Genomic DNA, 21,096 nt, shown 5'->3' on the forward strand with positions numbered 1-21,096 from the left:
ATGGCCATGAGAAAGTTGTGTGTTTTGGGTGCTTTTTTCCTGGCTTTAATGGGCAGTTGTTCTAAGGAAAAGCTGGACGAAATCAATACCGATCCAACAAAACTCACAGAAGACAATTACGATCCAAACAGTCTACTCGCACAGGCACAGTTAAAATACGCCAACCTGGGCTATTATCAGCTTTTGTATCAGAGTACCATGATGCAGTTGCTTGCCTCAACTTATTATTATTACAACAATGGTGATAAATACATCAACGTGGGCAGTTTTACCGATTATCAGGGTCGTATTTTTGATGAAGGTTATGCTGATGCCTCTTACATCAGAGAGATGCAACGACTGGCCCGATTAAAAGATCCAGCGGCCTATAAAAACCTGATTGCGATTGGTGATATTATGTTCGTATTGATTTTGCAACGGATTACCGATACTTATGGTGATGTGCCCTATACACAGGCTGTTAAAGCGATGCAAGGTGTTAAATATCCCGTTTACGATCGTCAGGAAGATATTTATACCCACATGCTGAACGATCTCGAAACGGCTACCGCGCAATTGGATATCGAAAAACCCGGACCAAGTGCTGATCTTTTTTATAAAGGCGATATCGGTAAATGGAAAAAATTTGGTTATTCGTTAATGGTTAGGATTGCCATGCGATTAACGAAAGTAGATCCTGAGAAGGCCAGAATTTGGACCGAAAAGGCTGCAGGCAAAACTTTTAACAGTATTAACGACAATGCGATTCTTTTAACCGATGCTTCTTCTTTTAACAGCCAAAATGGGACATCGCTTGCTTTAAGAACATTTTCCGACTATTTGGAAGTACGGTGGAGTAAAACCCTAATTGATCAGTTAAAAAATACCAACGACCCCAGGTTGGAAGTGATAGGTGAAGTACCGAAAGATGGATTGGCCAAAAATGCAGATCAGAATTTAAGCGGAAATACCGATGCAGCTGTTCAGCTTGGGATGCCAAATGGATACGATCTACAGGGTGGAACCACCGATATCAGTCGTTCGCCAAACTATCCGGGTGGTACAGGTAGCGGAAGTGACCTTGCCCCGCTCGGAAAGTATTCCAGACCACGCACCGCGATGTACCTTAAACTAGGTGGCCCAATTTTTATCCTGAGTTACGCAGAAATCGAATTTTTGCTTGCAGAAGCTAAAGTGAGAGGATGGAATATAAGCGGAACTGCAAACCTGCACTACACCAATGGCTTAACCGGCGCAATCCAATCGCTTGCACAGCTGGATCCTTTAGCTGCGGTTGATGCCAATAAAATCACTGCATTCGTAAACCTGAATCCACTTGATGAAAGCAGTACACAAAATGCACTAAGCGCAATCAATACACAATACTGGGTAACTACAGGAACGGATTTTAATTTTATAGAAGCCTGGCTAAACTGGAAAAGGAGCGATTATCCCAAGCTTATTCCCGTAAATTACAAAGGCAACGTTACCAATGGCACCATTCCCCGCAGGATGATCTACCTATCAACAGAGGTGCTGAACAACCCCCAAAATTATAAAGATGCTGTAGCCAGAATAGCTGGAGGTGATGTACTTACTGCTAGGGTGTGGTGGGATAGATAATATACCGGAGATAAGTTTAATAAAGACGTTTTGCAAGATAAGTGCTTTTTATAGCTGAAGCAGGTTGCGTTAAAACTCGTACATATTATTCGCCCGTAAGTTTTCGATTGCTATTTCGGCATCGGCCAGTAGCGGCTGTTGTTTTCGTGTTTCTTCTTCAATTGCGATTAAGGGCTTATGTCCGTATTGATTAAAAAATGATCTGGTATGCGCTTGATAATCCCTTAAAAAATCAGTTAAGGAAGTTACATCAGCGTCGAAGCCTTCACTTTCGAAGTTAAACTGACAAGAACTTTTGTAAGAAATAAATACGTCTCCACCTTCTTCAAATGAAATGGCGATGCTGTACTTACCCGGACCAGTGTGGGTAACAACTTCCTCATCATTGGTACTACCCACATTATAAACAATATCGAATGTGATGTACATTGTGTTTAGCGACTCATTTTTCTCGCCGGTAATTTCAAAGCCTGATGAGTAGCACCTATTTGTTTGGCTTTCTGAAAGAAATTCATCATTATAGATGTACTCATTTATTGTGATCGGCTGTACATTAAATATTTTCATTGGAGCGTATTTAAAATGTATTAACAGTTAGTTTATGAGGTTTATTCTCAATTTATATTGGCGAAACTTTTGTAAAATCTTTTCTTAAATTTTACTAACCAATTTCAAGGTTTTTAAGTCGTAAATTAGAATTTCACCCTTATCCGTTTTGTCGTACTTGTTATTGTTGTTGGTGTCAACGTGCCCCGTCACAACAATAGTTCCTGTTTGTTTGTTCACAACCCAGGTCCTTACGAAGAGTTTGTTATCCGTTAACTGTGTTCTTTTTTGTCCGTCAGGAGATAAGATTATAACCTGTTTTGGGTCATTCCAATCAATTCCCTTTTTTTCGTCAAGATCAATAGTTTGAGCAGAAATAATAATTTGGTTAATGCCCAGGTGATCAATCTTAACTTGTTCCAGTTTTTCAAAATAACCATCACTCGGGAAATCTACCTGTTTGGTTTGCCCGTTTTTAGTGTTAACAAACAGCAGGTATTTGTTTTTAGCATCAGGTATTTTTCCCCAATTTTCAACACTTGCAATTACATAATCTGTGCCTTCAATTTCTGTTAATTTGTTGAAATGAGTATAATTGTTTTTATCCTGACCATAAGAGGACAGGGAGAAAATACTTAAGATGGTTATGAATATTTGCTTCATTCTTGTTTGACCTATAATGTTTATACTTATTTATCTGGTTCACTTTTCCATTCATGCTCAACGTTTGTCATAAGCAGCGCATTGTCAAAAGTCACCGATCCCGGTGGGAAAAAATCTTCGTTTTCAAAAAAACTTGATTTTACTTTCAAAACCTCAAGTGGCCTAACTTGCCAATGGTATGCTTTTAATCTGAGGCCATCAAATTTGTCTTTATTTGGTGAATATCCAAGGTCGCCGTTTTCAAAAAAGTCAGATGCATTTTCTAGTGTTTTAAAAATTGATTTATTGTTAAACAAAGGAGTCTCATTAGCATCAATTAATATCTCGGTATTATCTGAGCTCTTAAAGCTAATTTGGTAATTTCCGTTTTCTTCTTCTATGTTGAATTTTGCATGAAAGTGTTTGCCAGGAAATATTCGTCCACCAACTAGCGCATTTAATTTTAGCGAAGTATCCCGACGTGGTATATAAACTCCAGATTTTGTTATACCATCCTCATCCCATTCAACTGCAATTCGATGCGCACCATTTTCAGAATTTACGCCCATAAAGTTTGGTAACCCTTTTGGTTTTATATTTTTTAGTCTGATTAGACAGATTCCAACAATGGCCTTTTCCATATAAACTTTTGGCCTAAAAGGAAAGGGAATCAATTCTTTCACAATCTTTGAGTCGGCTGTGAAGTTAATTAAGATTCTTCTGTCAATATATCCATGTATTGTTGGGATTCTCATGCCGCTTTAATTTTTCCGCTAACTGAAGTAAATATAGTCGAAATCACAACAATATTAATGTTGTTCAATTAAGAGATAATATGTGACGTGAGCTTTGGGCTTAATTTCGTAATTGCGAACTGAAGCAAGGGTTTTGCGTAGGGGGGAGCGCCTGCTAAGCAAGCTTGAACACCGTTAAAACAATGAGCTACAAATGAAAAATCTTTTTTGATGATAATTCAGGGATAGATTGCTTCGGCTCGCTCATATCCAGCTCAGCAATGATGTCTACTTTAATTATGTACAACGAATTGATAATCAATTAAAAATATACAAAACTCGCGTTATGTATTAATAAAAAATGCCTCCAATTTATTGTTGCCATTTTTTTATATTATATTTTGATGAATTTTTAGTGGGGCATGTTATGGATTGTACGGAATTTTTATATTTGGTTTTAACTTCTGCTAAATAGATTATACGCTCAAATGAAAAAAATAAACGGTAAAATCCAATCCTCATTTCCCAGAACATATCTGCATAACACCAATAAAAAGGGATGAAGTTTACTCACGAACAGATTTTAAAGTTTGCTCCTGATGATGCATCTGTAAAAGCAGGGAAAGCATTGGCTACGCCATCGAAATGGGTGGTTACGGCCGTTCACGAAAAGGCACTTTGGGGTGATTGTCAGGGGAGCGGTAAAACACCCTATAAAACCATTGTCGATTTAGGCAACCTTGCTTTTAAATGCTCTTGCCCGAGTAGGAAATTTCCTTGTAAACATGGCTTGGGTCTACTTTTTTTATATGTTTCCCATTCATCGATTTTTTCCGAGGAAAAAGATCTGGCGCCACAAGTAGAAGAGTGGATCAATAAACGCTCTGCGAAACAGGAAGAAAAAAAGCCTAAAGAAGATGTCGTAGTAGATGAAAAAGCTCAGCAAAAAAGAGTAGAAGCAAGGGCTAAAAAAGTTGATTCAGGTATCGAAGAACTACGGTTGTGGATCAAAGATTTAGTGCGTACCGGTATCATGCGTATTCCGCAGAATGCCTACGATTTTAACAAAAATATAGCTGCAAGGATGGTGGATGCGCAGGCTGGTGGTTTAGCTAACAACCTCAAAAGGTTAAGTAACATTAATTTTTATAAAGAGGGTTGGCAAAAAACACTGATCAAATCGCTAAGCAAAACCTATCTGCTTACAGAGGCCTACAAAAATCAGGAACTGCTGGCCGATGATCTTAAACAGGAAGTAAGGTCGCTGGTTGGGTGGAACACACTAAAAGATGAAATACTAGCCACTACAGGTGTAACTGACGATTGGTATGTGCTATCGATTGATATTACCGAAGATAATAACCTGAAAACGGAGAAAATTTGGCTGTATGGTGAAAATACCAAGCGTTATGCGCTAATCATTAATTTTTATACAACGATTCAGGCTAATGCCAATAATCTAATATCGGGAAATGTTGTACATGCAGCGCTCGCTTTTTATCTATCACCCTCACCTTTAAGGGCTTTATTTAAAGGCGAAGTTCGAAAAGAAAATGTACAGCTTTTGCCAGAAACGCAAAGCAATATTGCCGATCTTTTTAGCCACGTTTCGGGTTTATTAACCATCAATCCATTTGTAGAAGAAATTCCTTTTTTACTATCTTCTGTAAAGGTCGTTTTCGAAAACGAAACCTGGTTGCTGGTCGATACGGATCAGAAATCCATTTTATTGAGCAACCTCGAAGATGAATGTTGGGTAATCCTGTCCATCACCAAGGGCAATGCTTTTGTATGCTTTGGGATTTATCAGAACGAGCAGTTCAACGTAGCGTCGGTTTTTATAAATGATAGATATTATCCGATAAAATGAGTGATCAGAATATTATAAAAACAGCCCTGTTGGGTACTGATAAAGTGCAGTTTGATCCGACACCCAATTTAATCGGAATAGGGAACCGAATTATTGCTGGGCAGGTAGATAAAGAAGATGCTTTTTTGAAAAATGCTGCGGTAAATTTCCTGTATAACGAATCCGGTAGGTTGCCTAATGTTTGTAGTCGTGTTCAGGAAAGCTGCCCGGATGAAGAAAAGGTCGAATTAGATGCATTGACTGGTTTTCAGATCAAATCGGCGCTCCAGTTAAAAGACGATGTGTTATTTTATTACCTTGTTTACCGTACCAATCAGGCCGATAAAATATTTGGTGCCGATCTGGTTCCCGATGCCTTAAATAAAGCTTTATCACAGAAAAAGAAAGCCGAAGCAGTTTTAACAGCCTGTGGTGAAACCGGAAAATGGCTCGCGGGCATCAATAAAAATTGGTCGCAACTTTTTGATTTCGCTCCATCAGGGCAGGATTGGGAAACAGGCAACCTGGAATGGCGCTTAAACTATTTTGCAGGTTTAAGAGCGGAGGCACCATCAGATGCTTTGGCTTTATTAAATGATCTGCAGCAGGAAAATGCGAATGTAAGGGCCGAATTTATCGCTTTATTGGAAATTAATCTTTCCATTAACGATGAAACTTTTTTAATGTCGGTTTTAAACGATAAGAGCAAAAAAGTAAAAGATATCGCCATTTACCTGCTTAAATTGGTGCCGGGCACCTCAATAAACCAACTATTTTTAAATCATCTCATCAATAGCCTGTCCGTTAAAGAAGAACGTGTACTGCTTGTTGCAAAGAAAAAAGTTTTGACCATTAACCCCGGGATTACACCAGGCGAAGACCTGCTTAAATACGGTTTAGAAAAAATCAGTTCGCAAAAAGGTGTTGATGATGCTGTTTTTTGGATAGCTCAGATTTTCGGATTTATGGATGTGGCAACACTGGCTTCAAAATTTAACCTTTCGGTAGAAGAATGGCTAAAATTAATGTTGAGCGATAAACATGCCGATATTTTTAAACCTTTTTTAAAAAATGCCGCAATCCATTTTAAAGATGCGTTTTTAAGTAAAAAACTACTCGAATCGGGGATTAAAGATGGAATCGAACTGCTAAAGTATGTTAATCCTAAAGAGCAGGCTACTTTTATTAAAGATCTGCTCGAAACAGATTTCAATAGGGTTCTCGATCTGGTGCTGGAAAGTTACGATATCATCGAAACGGCAATAGCTGAACGGATAATTAAAAAACTAATGGATAATCCTTATGCTATCCAAACCAATGTTTATCAAAAACTGGCCCTATCAATCCCAGATGGCTTGTTATCTCTATTGAAAAAATATGAAACGCCAGCTTCAGATAATTATCAGGTAAAATACTTCAGCAACCAGGTAGCAGGTATGATCCACTATATGGAGTTAAGGCAAACACTAAAATTTTAAAATCTAATTAACGTGGAAAATAACGTATTAAGACAATCTGCCGAACAACAGTTTAAGCAGGAAATCGAAGAATTAAAAAAAGAAGATAAACATGTGAAGCCTGTAAACTGGCAATTATCGCCACATGCCGTGATCGATTATTTAATGGGCAAAAAACTGGCTAATGGTTTTGAGATTACACCAAAATACATTGGTAACCGGAGGTTGATGGAAATAGCAGTAGCTACGCTTACTACCGATCGGGCATTATTGTTATACGGTTTACCGGGTACAGCTAAATCATGGGTTTCGGAGCACATTACTGCAGCCATTACAGGCAATTCTAACCTGGTGATACAGGGTACAGCAGGTACCAGCGAAGAAGCAGTGCGTTATGGTTGGAATTATGCCATGTTATTATCTGCTGGCCCGGTTAAGGAGGCGATTGTAGAAACGCCAGTGATGCGAGCGATGAAAGAAGGCAAAATTGTACGTATCGAAGAGCTTACACGGATCGCGGCCGATGTTCAGGATTCGCTGATCACCATTCTATCCGAGAAAATGTTGCCCATACCAGAACTGAATACGCAGGTGCAGGCGGTACAGGGTTTTAATGTAATCGCAACCGCAAATAACAGGGATAAAGGAGTAAATGAACTCTCGAGCGCATTAAAAAGGCGGTTTAATACCGTTATTTTACCTGTTCCTACTTCAATTGAAGAGGAAGTTAGCATTGTTGAACAAAGGGTAGCCAGTTTTAGCAAATCGATTCATCTGCCTGTTCAAAAATCCATTACAGAAGAAATTAAAAGGATCGTAACCATTTTTAGGGAACTCCGTAATGGGGTTTCGCTTGATGGTAAAACTAAATTAAAGTCGCCATCTGGTACGCTTAGTACTGCAGAAGCCATTTCAGTAATGAACAACGGGCTGGCTTTGGCCTATCATTTCGGCGATGGATCTTTAAAAGCTGACGATATTGCCAGCGGTATTATCGGCTCTGTGATCAAAGATCCCGTTCAGGATAAAATTGTGATGCAGGAGTATATGGAAACCGTTTTGAAACAAAAAGACGGATGGAAAGACATTTACAGGGCTTGTAGAGATATCGTTTAATATGTCTGTTCATCTTTTAGGGATCAGGCACCATGGCCCTGGATCTGCCCGGCATGTTTTAGAAGCACTGGAAAACCTTAAACCCGATATTATTCTGGTTGAAGGTCCGCCAGAGGGAGAGGTTATTTTAAAATGGGTGGCTGATCGGGAAATGAAACCGCCGGTAGCTTTGTTGGCTTACGTACCCGATAATCCAAAACAATCGGTGTTTTACCCTTTCGCCGAATTTTCGCCTGAATGGCAGGCTATAGGCTATGGTTTGAAAAATAAAATCCCGGTAAGGTTTATCGATATGCCGCTTATCCATAAACTGGTAGAAACACCTGTGGAGGAATCAGCAGAAACCACAGCGCCAGATCATATCAGTACGGCAGATGAAGTGATTGATTTTAGCCCTGTTACTAAAAATCCCTTATCCTATCTGGCAGAGATTGCCGGTTTCGACGATCAGGAAGAGTGGTGGGAACATCATTTTGAAATTGCCAAACAACCGGAAGATGTTTTTGCATCAATAGGAGAGGCAATAGGTGTATTAAGGGAAAGAGTAACGGAAAATAACAAGACCGAAAAAATCCGCGAGGCATTTATGCGCCGCGGTATCAGGCAGGCCGAACGCGAAATGTACAGTGTAATTGTCGTTATATGCGGTGCCTGGCATGTGCCGGCTTTACTGCATATGCCCAAGCAAAAGGATGATGATGCATTATTAAAGAACCTGCCAAAAACGAAAATCGAAACCACATGGATTCCCTGGACGAGCGACCGACTGGCTTTTGAAAGCGGCTATGGGGCAGGTTTAGATTCTCCGGGCTGGTATAAACACGTTTGGAACAACCAGAGCGACGATGGTACGAGGTGGTTAACCTATAGCGCCAATGTTTTCAGACAGAATAAGATCGATATTTCTTCGGCACACGTTATTGAAGCCGTTAGGTTAGCAAATACGCTGGCAGCATTAAGAAACCTGAACAAGGCCGGCTTAAAAGAACTGAATGAAGCTACCCAAACGGTAATGTGTATGGGTGATGAAATTCCGATGCAGCTGATCAGGAGGGAACTCATTATCGGTAACGATATGGGAACTGTTCCGGAAGGGATTCCACAAGTGCCGCTGCAAAGAGATTTCGAACAGCAGGTTAAAAGTCTGCGTTTAAAAGTAATCAACGAAGAAAAAACGATCAATTTAGATTTAAGGGAAGCCAGTGGTTTACAAAAAAGCATCCTTTTCCATCGATTATTGATATTGGATATCAAATGGGCGAAGCAAAGATATATTGCAGGTAAGGGTACTTTTAAAGAAGAATGGCTATTGTTCTGGTATCCAGAACTATCTATCTCATTGCTCGAAAAAGCTCCTTGGGGCAATACAGTCGAAGCTGCCTGTAATCACTATTTAAAACATATTTCATCAACCTGTAGCCACTTGGCCGAAATAACGCAATTGGTAACCAAAGCATTGCCCGCCGATCTGCACGAAGGGGTGCAACTGGTGTTGACAAGGATGGATGAACTGGCGGCGATGACATCGGATATTGCCATGTTGATGGATGCTTTTATTCCTTTAACTGAGGTAAGCCGGTATGGGAATGTGCGAAAAACTGATCAGGAAACCATAGGCCTTATTCTTCAATCGATCTTTTCGCGTTTAAATGCAGGTTTACCATCAAGTTGTTTGGGCATTGATGAAGAACAGTCTGTTATTATTACAGATAAGATCAAAACTGTAAATAAATCTATTTTGTTTTTAGATGATGAGGTAATGAAAAATGATTGGCTCGAAACCCTTTCTAAAATATTAAAACTTAAAAATGTAGTCCCACTGGTTCACGGAACCTGTTGTAAACTGTTGTACGATTCGAAAGTGATCGGTACGGAGGAAACCGCACTGGAGTTTAGCAGGGCACTTTCTGTAGGAAGCGATCCGGCTTATTCGGCTCTTTGGATAGAAGGGTTTTTAAAAGATGCCGCAACGGTTTTAATTTTTGACCACGAAATCTGGGATATCCTAAATAACTGGCTGGCCGGAATAAGTGGTGAAGTGTTTATAGAAGTTGTTCCTTTATTGAGGCGCACTTTTGCAGCTTATAATCCTTCCGAAAAAAATAGTATTGCACAAAAGATCAAACAAGTACCCTCATCGGGCAAAAATGTAGTGCATAAAGAAGAACTGGATGTAGCACGGGCAGAAATGGTTTTGCCGATACTCGAAAAAATATTGGGTTTTTAAACTTACACTATGAACGAAGAATTAGAAAAAAGGTGGCGGTTAATATTGGGCGGACAAACTCGGCAGGAGTTGGATATGGTGCTTACCAAAGTAGAAACTGGCATCGATAATACTTTAGAGGCTTTATATAATTCAGATCGAAAAGGAGGCTTAGGGCCTTCATCTCCAAATGTATCGAGGTGGCTGGGCGATATTCGCGAATATTTTCCACAAACTGTGGTAAAAGTAATGCAGCAGGATGCTATTAAACGCATTAATCTTACCTCAATGCTTACCGAGCCCGAAATGCTTGAAACACTCGTTCCTGATGTTCATCTGGTGGCCAACTTAATGACTTTAGGCCGGGCCATACCGCAAAAAACGAAGGCAACAGCACGTTTGGTGGTTCAGAAAGTGGTTGATGAACTAATGCAGAAGTTAATGTCGCCAACACAACAGGCCATTACCGGGAGCCTTAACCGCTCAGCGAGGAACAGAAGGCCCAAACACAATGAGATCAACTGGGCCGAAACCATTAAACGGAACCTTAAACATTACCAACCCGAATATAAAACCATCATTCCTGAAACCCGGATCGGTTATGGCCGGAAAAGGAAATCGATGAAGGACATTATACTCTGTTTGGATCAAAGTGGATCGATGGGAACTTCGGTGGTATATTCGGGGATTTTTGGTGCCGTAATGGCTTCTATTCCTGCAATTACCACCAAAATGGTTGTTTTTGATACTGAAGTTGCTGATTTAACCGAGGAGTTAAATGATCCTGTTGATCTGCTTTTTGGTGTTCAGCTGGGGGGAGGTACCGACATCAATAAGGCATTAACCTATTGTGCTCAAATTATAACAAAGCCGTTGGATACGGTATTGGTACTGATCACCGATCTATACGAAGGCGGGAATTTGGAAGCCATGAAAAATATGGCTGCACAGCTGGTTAACAATGGGGTACAATTGATTACGCTTTTGGCACTTAACGATGATGGCTCAACAGCTTTTGATCATCGAAACGCCGAATTTCTATCTTCTTTGGGGGTGCCCGTTTTTGCCTGTACACCTGATTTATTTCCTGAATTAATGGCTGCGGCATTAAATAAACAGGACATTAATCAATGGGCAGGTGATCATGATATAAAAGTGCATGCGAAGTAGTTAAGTAAAATTTTCTATATAGAACAATCGTCACCTCGACTGCATTGCACTCCGCTCGAAATGACGGAATTTATTGACGTAGATCTTCTTATTTAAACAATTCAAAAAAAATGCCTCCCGATTTCGGAAGGCATTTTTTGTTTCAGTAAGACTTTAGAGGTTTCTCTATCTTAAAACGAATACGTTAGTCCTCCGAAAATATTAAATCCGTTTACCTGATAGTACAAGTACCTGCTGTAGTTTGTATTTAAGATATTGTTTGCTTTAGCAAAAACAGAGAATTTTTTGTTGATGCGGTAATCAGCACCAAGGCCTAAATCTACGTAACCTTTAACCGTTTCAATAAGTTCTATATTGGTATTGGGAATTATGTATTGTGAAGCGGGAACAGGAGCGCCGGTATATACTTTAGCTTTAATATCATCCTGAATTACAACACCAGCGTTAAAGCTTAGTTTTTTATTATAGGTATAAACAAAGTTCGAACTTACTTTTAAACCCGGTTTAAACCAAGAGTAGGTTTCTGAGGCAGGTTTCCAATCGTCGATATTTAATTTACCTGTCCATTTTAAGGCATCGCTTACCTGAACAGAAATTTCACCTTCTAAACCTGTTAATTTCGTTTTACCGAAATCGTATATCACATCAAATTTGTTAAAGTCAGTAAAGTTGTTCACGAACAAAGGCATATCATCGAACTGTTTTACATATACGCGTGCTTTGTAACCAAAACCCGGTCCGCCGGTACCTTTAATACCAGCGCTGAAACTTAACTTTTCAACCGTGTTTTTAACTACAACATTGCTGTTTAACCAAGGGTTTTCATCGGTAAAGCCTTTTAACGAGTTTCTGTTTACATCACCTTTAACTTCTCCGAAAACCTGTAAATAATCAGGAATTAAAGTGAAATCGGCCGTAACGGCAGGGAATATTTTAGAGCTGCTGAATGCACCAAATTCCTGTACGAAATTTATCCCCGCTGTAATTTTAGCACCTTTAACCTGTAAACGGATATAAGGATTTAAGCGCAACAGGTTATTGCCAACACTGGTTAAAGCATCTTTGCTGTTACCAAATTCGGTTGATGCGGCTAAACCTAAGTTTAACGAGTTAATACGTTTGTTTACATAACCATTTAAGCTCAGGTAGTTTTCTTTTGCGCTGAATTTATCATTCCAGATATAACCATTGGCTTTTAAAGCATAACTAAAAGCATCTTCATCCTCTGTAAAGTTTTTTACCAGCTCACCTTCCAGTTCAATGGTGGTTAAGGCCTGTTTATCAGGGTTAGGGTTAAGCGTAGGTCTGGCATCATCTATACCATAAAAATAGGTGCCGTTACGTTCAAAATTAATGCGGCCACTAACTGTGTTTTGATCTAAAATACTGCGGCCAAAAACACTTAATTGTTGGTTACTGCTATTCTGTTTGTTCAGCTTTCCTTCCTGACTAAAATGTTTAAAGTATCCACCAATCTGTAAACCTTCATCTTTACCGGTGTTAAAATAAGCTTCGCCCAGAAGGGTAGCCAACGACCCGAATGCACCTTTTACATAATTGTTAACCAATATGCTTTCTTTTTCTTCTGCCAAAGCCTGTGCCTGTAACTTTTGGATATCGCTGTTCAATTCCAGCTTTCTATCTAAAATGCTATAGTTCAATTTTGCTTTGTAAGTTTTAACATCATCTAAATTTGGGCTTCGTCTCAGCTTTACAGCCTCGGCCAAAATTGGTTTATATGGACGAACTACTTCAATTTCTTCATTTACTACTGCTTTTTCATCGGCCTTTTTATCCTGCGCCTGTGCAGTCATTAATCCGGCAGCTAAAAAAAACAGTGAACTATATATATATTTAATCGATTTCATAATGCTACTTCTTCTGGTTTAGTTTTTCTAGTTTTTCTTTGGCTGTAGGGATAATATCATCCTTGCCTTCGTAATTATCAATTATACTGAGAAGAGTGCTTTTTGCCTGTAAATTATCTTTCAGGGCCACATAGTTATCAGATAAAAGGATAAACGCCTTTGCTACCCAGTAATCGTAAGCAGCCATGTTGTTAACCAGATCGAAACAGGTTTTAGATGAAGTTTTGAAATCACCTTTGTTGTATTCCAATAAAGCTAAATTATATTTTGCTTCTGCGGCAGCAACTGTTTTTGTTTTGGCCACTACATTTTTAAACTCCTTAATTGCTGTGGTGGTATCGCCTTTTAACAAGTAAGCTTTACCAGAGAATAAGCTCGAACTGTTTTTTTCTTCCTCAGAAGCTTTTTCCGACTCTTTGGTCAACTGTGCATATTTCAGCATGTCATCAGGCATGTTTAAAGCCGTGTAAGCCTTTAACAAATTGTTGATGGCAAAACTATAGTGCGACTTGTAATCGGTGGTAGTTTCTAATCTTTTCAGGTACACAATGGCCTCGTTGTATTTTTTCTGATTTAAGAACAATGTTGATATACTCACCAAAGAACGTTCTGTGTAATCGCTCGTCCAGTCGTTTAAGATAAATTCGTAATCAGGAATGGCTTCATCCGGACGACCTAATTTCACCAGCGATTCTGCCCTGATAAATTTAGCTTCTTTTTCATGGTTCGCTTTAGGGAATTTATCAAAGTAAGCATTTATCGCCTGGAATGCACCATTGGCATCGCCCTTTAAATAAGTGTTATTGGCTGCGGCAAAAACGATATTGTCTTGCTCCGAGCCCGAATAATTTCCAAGCGGGGTAGTTGCTGCGTAAGCGATAAAACCATTTGCATCGCCGCGATCTACATAAATGTTTTTGATTGATTCCATTGCCTGTTTGGCTTCATCGGCAGTAGGGTAATCGCGGATTACTTTTTTAAACGATTCTAAAGCGGCATCGTCCTGATCCTGATTGTATTGAACCAAACCGATGGTTACCAGCGCTTTTGCCACATAACTGCTGCGTGGATATTTAGCTACCAGGGCTACAAGGTCTGATTTAGATTTATCAAAATCGCCTTTGTTGAAATACGTATAAGCGGTTTCGAAACCAGCATCATCAGCGTAATTAGAATTTGGAAAAGTATTCAACAGGCTCTGCATGGTAGCAATTTTTGCATCATACTGCGTTTCCAATCCCTGGATCATTCCTTTCTGGAAAGTGGCGTAATCTTCTGAAGTGGTTTTGCGGCTGATGATCTTGTTGTAATTTGCCATTGCATCACCATAGTTTTTGTTTACGAAATATGAATCGGCTAAACGGATGGTGGCATCATCAATCGTTTTTTGGTCTTTATCACTACCCGCGAGGAATTTTTCGAAATAAGTAGCTGCTTTGCTGTATTTCTCATCTTCGAAAGCTGCATAGGCCAAGGCGTAGTTCGCAAAATTGTAAACACCGGTTTTATCGGCATCTGGCATTTTTAAGAATTTTTCGAAAGTAGTAACTGCTTCACCGAACTTACGCAGCTCGTACATCGATTCAGCTTTCCAGTAGGTGTTTAGCGCATTGATCTCATTGTCTTCAGGAAACTTTTCAGAACGTAAAAACATCGATAATGCATTAGGGAATGCTCTTTCGTTATAAAATTCTAACCCACGGAAATAGGTTACTTTTTGGTAAGCTTCTTTAGCTTCAAGGTTTTTATCTGGAATAGGCTCCAGAATATCTACAGCCGCCTGATAGTTTTTGGTGGTTAATAAAACTTCGCCCAATAAAGTTTTGGCTTCGTTTATTTTACGCGATTTCGGGAAAGTTTTTAAAAACCCCTGAGTGGCCTCTAGCGCCTGCTGATGGAATTCTAGTTCGTAACTTAATTTGGCATAATTTAACCATGCTTCTTCCTGTATACCCTTGTCAAAACTTAAACGCGATGCCCTGAAAAAAGCACTCTGCGCTTTTGGTTTATCGCCCAATTGAATAAAGGCTTTACCCAAAGTATGCATACCATTTTGAAGGTAAACATCATCGGTATTTAGTTTTTCTAAAACAGCAACAGACTCTTTATATTTCTTATTCTGGAACAAAGAGTACCCGTATTGGTAAATGAAGAGGTTGTTTTTAGTTTCACTTTTATCTTTTGCATAATATTCGGCGAAATACTTTTCAGCATTTTTGAATTCAGATTTCGCAAAGTACGATGCTGCGACCAAACTCAACATTTCTGGCTCGAACTGTTGTTTGGTTTTTTGAATAGCTGCTAAAGCATAGCTGATTACATCATCATAACGCTCATCAAGGTAATACATCGAAGTGATGTAGTATGGATAACTCGCCTCATAAGTAGGAGAGCCCTTTAACTTTTCGAAGTTGGCCAATGCCGTTTTATACTCTTTGTTTAAGTAATTGATGTAAGCAAAGTAGTAGGTGGCGCTTTCCTGAAAATCGCCTTCTTCTTTTTTAACTTTTTCGAATAAAGGTTCTGCTTTGTCGTAGTCTTTAAGTTCGAAATAAGCGTAACCTTGTTTAAACTGGTATTCGTTTCTTTGTTTGCCCGAAAGCGTAGAAGGATCTGTTTTTTCGAACCATTCTAAAGCTTTTTTATAGTTTTTTTGGTTGAAATAAGTTTTTCCAACGTAGAAATAAGCCAGTTTGGTGTTCGGATTTAACGGATAATCGCGGATAAATGCCTGAAACAAACTTTCAGCATCGCTATTGGTTAACTCTAGTGCACAAACAGCAGCGTAAAATTTTGCATTCTCTTTCAGTAAAGATAATTCGGCATTACTCTCCGTTTGGGTAGAAGGTTTATAACGTTGCAGCTCAACAAGTTTAAACTGTTGTGCAGCTGCAGTGTATTTTTCTTTGTCTAATAATTCTAAGCCCGTTTGATAGTTTTTGTTGAGGTTTTGCACTGCGCTAACCTGAGCGTAGGTGCTAAAACTTCCTGCTAAAAGTAGCGGAATTAGTAAGTATTTTTTCTGCATTGGTTTCAAATATGGTTGGTACTAAATTAGAAATAGTATCAAAGCTTATCAACAGAAGTAATTAACATCTGTTAATAACACAAATTAACGATAGGATTTTTGGTTTGGTATTAAGGGATGAACGAATGTGGAAAAATGATAGGGTTCATTCGTCATTAGTACCGCCGCATCTGGTAGAGGTTCACTGGTTCATTTGTCAATAGTTCATTGGTGTTACCGCATCCGATAAGGGTTCATTGGTTCATTTGTCAATAGTTCATTGGTACCGCCGCATCCGTCATTGCTGAGGCGGCTTTTCAGCCAACAAAGCAATCTAGTAGAAGGGTTAACTGGTCAATCATATAAATTGGTTAATTGCCATAAGCTATTAGCAATGGACTATTTACTAATGCATTTCTAAAAAGACGATGGACTTAGTCCTTTCGGCAAGTTGCTAGATTATGGACTCTGCACTAATAAACCAATGACCAATGAACGATTGAACTAACCTATCCCTGGCTTGCCAGCAAGTACAGCACAGCCATTCTTATTGCCACTCCGTTTTCTACCTGTTCTAAAATGATCGATTGTTTACTGTCGGCCACATCGCTGGTAATCTCAACCCCTCTGTTTATAGGGCCAGGATGCATGACAATGATTTCTTTATCGAGATTGTCTAAGATCTGTTTGTTTAAACCGTACATCATGGCATATTCCCTTAATGATGGGAAATATTTAATGTCCTGGCGCTCCAATTGAATACGGAGCATGTTTGCTACATCGCACCAGTTCAGGGCTTTAATTAAATTATGCTCAACTTTTACTCCAAGTTGGTGGATGTGTTTGGGGATTAAAGTTGTTGGTCCGCAAACCATTACCTCGGCACCTAAACGCTGCAGGCAAAGGATGTTCGAAATGGCTACACGTGAGTGTAAGATATCGCCCACAATTACCACTTTTTTGCCAGCTACATCACCCAATTTCTGACGGATTGAGAAAGCATCAAGTAAGGCTTGCGTTGGATGTTCGTGCGCACCGTCTCCGGCATTTACAATCTGCGCTTTAACGTGTTTACTTAAAAACTGACCAGCACCCGCATATGGGTGGCGCATCACCACCATATCCACTTTCATGGATAAGATGTTGTTTACCGTATCGATCAGGGTTTCACCTTTGCTCACCGATGAAGAGGAAGCGGCGAAATTGACCACATCGGCCGAAAGCCTTTTTTCAGCAAGTTCGAACGAAAGTTTGGTACGGGTAGAGTTTTCGAAAAAGATATTGGCAATGGTAATATCACGGAGTGAAGGAACCTTTTTTATTGGTCTGTTAATCACTTCCTTGAAATTATCTGCAGTTTCGAAAATCAATTCGATATCATTCCGGTTAATATCTTTAATGCCTAAAAGATGTCGGGTTGATAGTTTTTCTGCTGCCATTTTTATTTAGTATTTTCGGATATTAAAATCACTTTATCTTCACTTCCTTCGCTCGCCCAGGTTACTTTTACCTGTTGCGAGTTTAAGCTATCTACCTGATGCCCAATATAATCGGGCTCGATAGGTAAATGCCTGCTAAACCTACGGTCTATTAAAACCAAAAGTTCAACTTTCTCTGGGCGGCCATAGGCAAGTAGAGCGTCAAGCGCTGCTCTAATGGTTCTACCGGTCCAAAGTACATCATCAATTAAGATTACTTTTTTGCCTTCGATAATAAAATCGATCGAGTTACTGCTTGCGGTAACCAGTCCGTCTTTACGGCGGAAATCATCTCTAAAGAAAGTAATATCAAGGTTGCCCTTTAAAATTTTCTTGTTTTTTAGAATCTGTTGAAGATACTGATGAATGCGATCTGCCAAAAAAATACCCCTTGGCTGGATACCAATTAAAACGGTATTTGCGAAATCGTCGTGGTTTTCAATTAATTGATGGCAGAGCCTCTTAATTGTAATCTGAATTTTTTGTCCGTCAAGAAGTGTTTTCTTTTGCATTGAAGAAGGATTGGGCAAATATATAAAAATGTTTTAAGGTAAGAAAGTTGAAGATCGATTGTTTTATTTTTTGATAGTTAAATTGTTCTGTTACAACATTTAAAAATCGGTTTTTCTTTTTGTAATGTTTTTTGGAAAGCAATAGCTGTTTTTCATCTTGATGTTGGTCCGGCTGTACACTGTAGTCCCGATTTTCAATCGTGAGCTGTCGTTTCCATCCGGTTTAGCGGGCCAGTTTCTGCAATTATTCGGGGGCAAAAACCAACGTATTATATTCATCCAATATTTCTGCCTCCACTTATCAATTAATGTTTATTAGACATTCCTCAGATATTTATTGGATTAAAAAGCTTTATTTTTATAGCATATGATTCAGCAACCAATAATCTTTTTCGATGGTGTTTGTAATCTTTGCAATGCATCGGTTCAGTTTGTTATTGCGCATGATAAAAAAGATCAGTTTAGATTTACTGCGCTACAAGGTGATTACGCCAAAGAAATTCTACCGCAATTTAACGCTGATTTAGGAAAGTTGAATACCATTTTATTGCTGGAGGATGGAAAACTCTATACTAAATCTTCAGCGGCATTGCGTGTAGCCCGAAAACTCAATGGATTAATTCCGTTGCTTTATGCATTTATCATTGTTCCCAAATTTATCCGCGATTGGGTTTATGATATTATTGCCAAAAACCGTTACAGATGGTGGGGCAGGCAGGAGAGTTGTTGGGTACCAACACCCGATTTGAAAAGTAAGTTTATAGCTTAATTTTGTTGACCACTTTTCTTTCTGCCCGGCGACCAAAGCCAAAGTGTTAAAATAAGCAACGGTATAGTAATACTTAAGGCAATTACAATCAGTATTGGCCTTTGTCCAACAATATCCTGACCAGTAGATGTGAATATCCTGATAGTTTCTTTAAGTGCTCCGAGTGTTATTATTGTACAAATAATGGCAAGAATTTTCCTCATATTTTGATTTTGAAACAAAGATTGCATTTTATTTTTATAATAGACCAACGTCTAAAGACGCTTCTCTAAAAAAGCATTAATTTTCCAAGTACCTTTTAGCATAAGTAATCCGCATTAAATCGTAGCGTTTAAACTGTGTTTTTAGCCTTTTTTGAAAATCTGGATAATTCCGTTTTTCTTTCGGACTCCACAAAACTTCGCTCAAGGCATCTAATCGGGGAAAGATTAAATATTGCACTTTTGCCGGATTGGTAATGTACTCACTCCATAAACAGCCCTGTGCGCCCCAAATGTATTTAGCCTGCTCAGCACTTAATTCAGCCGGTACGGGTTCATAATTATAAACATCAATTAAGGGCGAAAACTTATTTGCAGCCAAGCTATCTTCTTTTACAAATTGACCATGATTGAAATACATCTTGTCTTCAGGTGTCATAATGGCCTTGTGGTTTTGTTTTGCCGCATCTATACCACCTTTTTCACCTTGCCAGCTCATTACAACTGCATTAGGGGCTAAACCGCCCTGTAAGATTTCGTTCCAACCGATAATGGTTTTACCTTTGCTATTTACAAATTTTTCCATCCTGCGGATGAAATAACTCTGTAGCTCACTTTCATTTTTCAGACCATTAGCCTTCATAATCTCTTGCGAAACAGCAGATCGTTTCCACCATACTTTCGAGGCTTCATCGCTACCAATGTGGATGTATTGCGAGGGAAACAAAGCCATTACCTCAGTTAATACATTTTCCAGAAATTTAAAAGTCGTATCAGAAGCCTGAAGTACATTGTTGTATTTATTCATCATTCCCCATGTTTGGGCAACTTCGTATTTTTTGCCCGGCTCCGTGCCTAATTCTGGGTATGCAGCCAATAAGGCCATGCTATGGGCAGGCATTTCAATTTCAGGAATAATGGTAATGTAACGTTTGGCCGCATAATCAACCACATCTTTAATCTGTTCTTGGGTATAATAACCGCCGTGACGAATACCATCGGTTTTAATAACGGCATCTTTTGGCGTAATTTTTACGTCTGTCGGCAATACCTGATATTTTATGTGCTCGTTTCCTTGTCCAGGCCATAAGCCAATAATGCTACCATTTCTCCATGCTCCAATTTCCGTAAGCTTGGGATATTTTTTGATCTCTATTCTCCAGCCATGGTCATCAGTTAAATGCCAATGGAAATAATTCATTTTATGAAGCGCTAGATAATCGATGTACTGTTTTATAAAGGCTACGTCAAAAAAATGGCGACTTACATCCAGATGCATGCCACGATAATCGAAGCGGGGATAATCTATAATAGAAACAGCCGGGATTTGTAATGATTGTGATTTTGCCTCAGGTATCAACTGAATTAATGTTTGAATACCGTAAAAAAGTCCATTTTCTGAAGATGCATAAATTATTGTTTGATAGTTGTTGCTTATAAGCTCGTATTCGTTTAAGTTTTTTAATAACCGACTAATTATTTCTAGTTTGATTACGTTTTTTTTGTTTGTTGAATTAGGGTTAATTCGAAGCTTTATATTATAATATTGTTGAATATAATTTTGCAGAAATAAAGCTGAATTTGATAAAGAATCATTTGAAATAATTTCTGTGTGTTGATCAATGATAAATTTTTCCGTGTTTTTTCCTGTTTTAATACTTACAGGTTGTGGGATTATGTTTACTTCCTGTGCAGAAAGTTTAAACGAAATAATTGATAAAAACAAAAAGATAAATTTCTTCATTATAAGGGATTTTCCTTTTCAAAAGTAATAATTATAGACGGATGAAAGGGAAGGTTTGCTAGAACGAAAACTTATGTTACATAAACCCGATAGGATGAATGCCGTTTTTCACGGCAGAAAGTATAGCGGGGCAGGAGTTGCCGATAAACGCTAGCTTTCGTTTTCAAATTGTTATTTACCATGTAAGACATTTAAG

The 21,096-nt window shown here is 38.9% G+C and carries 16 protein-coding genes; 7 read left to right on the top strand and 9 right to left on the bottom strand.

Translation table 11 applies throughout. The features are described 5' to 3' along the window. The first annotated feature begins 6 nt into the window (after window positions 1–6). Entirely contained in the window at window positions 7–1,602 is a 1,596-nt protein-coding gene (locus tag AC1DNH_RS19745) for a SusD/RagB family nutrient-binding outer membrane lipoprotein (protein ID WP_477585150.1), read from the top strand. 69 nt (window positions 1,603–1,671) lie between these two features. Here AC1DNH_RS19745 and AC1DNH_RS19750 read toward each other — a convergent pair whose 3' ends face one another. From AC1DNH_RS19750 to AC1DNH_RS19760, 3 genes are all read right to left on the bottom strand, one after another. Next, complete coding sequence (locus AC1DNH_RS19750) at window positions 1,672–2,169, bottom strand: hypothetical protein (protein WP_477609452.1); 498 nt, start codon at window positions 2,167–2,169, stop codon at window positions 1,672–1,674. Window positions 2,170–2,253: 84 nt separating this feature from the next. Continuing rightward, window positions 2,254–2,811 (bottom strand): hypothetical protein, encoded by a 558-nt coding sequence (locus AC1DNH_RS19755; RefSeq protein ID WP_477580147.1) that lies wholly within the window; start codon window positions 2,809–2,811, stop codon window positions 2,254–2,256. A gap of 26 nt (window positions 2,812–2,837) precedes the next feature. Next, on the bottom strand, window positions 2,838–3,545 hold the full coding sequence (locus tag AC1DNH_RS19760) for a DUF2071 domain-containing protein (protein WP_477580145.1): 708 nt from the start codon (window positions 3,543–3,545) through the stop codon (window positions 2,838–2,840). Between the two features lie 538 nt (window positions 3,546–4,083). On the opposite strand from AC1DNH_RS19760, the gene AC1DNH_RS19765 reads away from it, so the two are divergent. From AC1DNH_RS19765 to AC1DNH_RS19785, 5 genes are read left to right on the top strand one after another with little or no spacing between them, the layout of a single operon-like run. Next, entirely contained in the window at window positions 4,084–5,394 is a 1,311-nt protein-coding gene (locus AC1DNH_RS19765) for an SWIM zinc finger family protein (protein ID WP_477580143.1), read from the top strand. Continuing rightward, a complete protein-coding gene (locus AC1DNH_RS19770; protein ID WP_477580141.1) occupies window positions 5,391–6,851 on the top strand; it encodes a DUF5691 domain-containing protein in 1,461 nt (486 codons plus the stop codon). The genes AC1DNH_RS19765 and AC1DNH_RS19770 overlap by 4 nt, the downstream gene beginning before the upstream one ends. Window positions 6,852–6,863: 12 nt before the next feature. After that, window positions 6,864–7,946, top strand: coding sequence for an ATP-binding protein (locus tag AC1DNH_RS19775; RefSeq protein ID WP_477580139.1), 1,083 nt, complete (start codon window positions 6,864–6,866; stop codon window positions 7,944–7,946). A gap of 1 nt (window position 7,947) precedes the next feature. Then, window positions 7,948–10,173: a DUF5682 family protein gene (locus AC1DNH_RS19780; RefSeq protein WP_477580137.1), complete on the top strand. Its 2,226-nt coding sequence runs from the start codon at window positions 7,948–7,950 to the stop codon at window positions 10,171–10,173. 9 nt (window positions 10,174–10,182) lie between these two features. Further along, the gene (locus AC1DNH_RS19785) at window positions 10,183–11,322 is read left to right on the top strand and encodes a VWA domain-containing protein (RefSeq protein WP_477580135.1); all 1,140 of its coding nucleotides are present in this window, start codon (window positions 10,183–10,185) and stop codon (window positions 11,320–11,322) included. A gap of 170 nt (window positions 11,323–11,492) precedes the next feature. Here AC1DNH_RS19785 and AC1DNH_RS19790 read toward each other — a convergent pair whose 3' ends face one another. From AC1DNH_RS19790 to pyrR, 4 genes are all read right to left on the bottom strand, one after another. Continuing rightward, window positions 11,493–13,190, bottom strand: a complete 1,698-nt coding sequence (locus AC1DNH_RS19790; RefSeq protein ID WP_477580134.1) for a TonB-dependent receptor — start codon at window positions 13,188–13,190, stop codon at window positions 11,493–11,495. A gap of 4 nt (window positions 13,191–13,194) precedes the next feature. Next, window positions 13,195–16,218 (bottom strand): tetratricopeptide repeat protein, encoded by a 3,024-nt coding sequence (locus tag AC1DNH_RS19795; protein WP_477625591.1) that lies wholly within the window; start codon window positions 16,216–16,218, stop codon window positions 13,195–13,197. A 488-nt stretch (window positions 16,219–16,706) separates the two neighbouring features. Then, complete coding sequence (locus tag AC1DNH_RS19800; RefSeq protein ID WP_057933671.1) at window positions 16,707–17,636, bottom strand: aspartate carbamoyltransferase catalytic subunit; 930 nt, start codon at window positions 17,634–17,636, stop codon at window positions 16,707–16,709. Between the two features lie 2 nt (window positions 17,637–17,638). Next, window positions 17,639–18,187 (bottom strand): bifunctional pyr operon transcriptional regulator/uracil phosphoribosyltransferase PyrR, encoded by a 549-nt coding sequence (pyrR, locus tag AC1DNH_RS19805; protein WP_477583647.1) that lies wholly within the window; start codon window positions 18,185–18,187, stop codon window positions 17,639–17,641. A 367-nt stretch (window positions 18,188–18,554) separates the two neighbouring features. On the opposite strand from pyrR, the gene AC1DNH_RS19810 reads away from it, so the two are divergent. Further along, a complete protein-coding gene (locus AC1DNH_RS19810) occupies window positions 18,555–18,956 on the top strand; it encodes a thiol-disulfide oxidoreductase DCC family protein (RefSeq protein ID WP_477583646.1) in 402 nt (133 codons plus the stop codon). On the opposite strand, the gene AC1DNH_RS19815 is transcribed toward AC1DNH_RS19810, so the two are convergent. Both AC1DNH_RS19815 and AC1DNH_RS19820 read right to left on the bottom strand, forming a co-directional pair. Beyond that, window positions 18,953–19,159, bottom strand: a complete 207-nt coding sequence (locus tag AC1DNH_RS19815; RefSeq protein ID WP_477583644.1) for a hypothetical protein — start codon at window positions 19,157–19,159, stop codon at window positions 18,953–18,955. The genes AC1DNH_RS19810 and AC1DNH_RS19815 overlap by 4 nt on opposite strands. Before the next feature lie 76 nt (window positions 19,160–19,235). After that, window positions 19,236–20,900 (bottom strand): beta-N-acetylhexosaminidase, encoded by a 1,665-nt coding sequence (locus AC1DNH_RS19820; RefSeq protein ID WP_477583642.1) that lies wholly within the window; start codon window positions 20,898–20,900, stop codon window positions 19,236–19,238. Between the last annotated feature and the right edge of the window lie 196 nt (window positions 20,901–21,096).

The sequence above is a fragment of the Pedobacter sp. 01N310 genome, assembly GCF_056399805.1.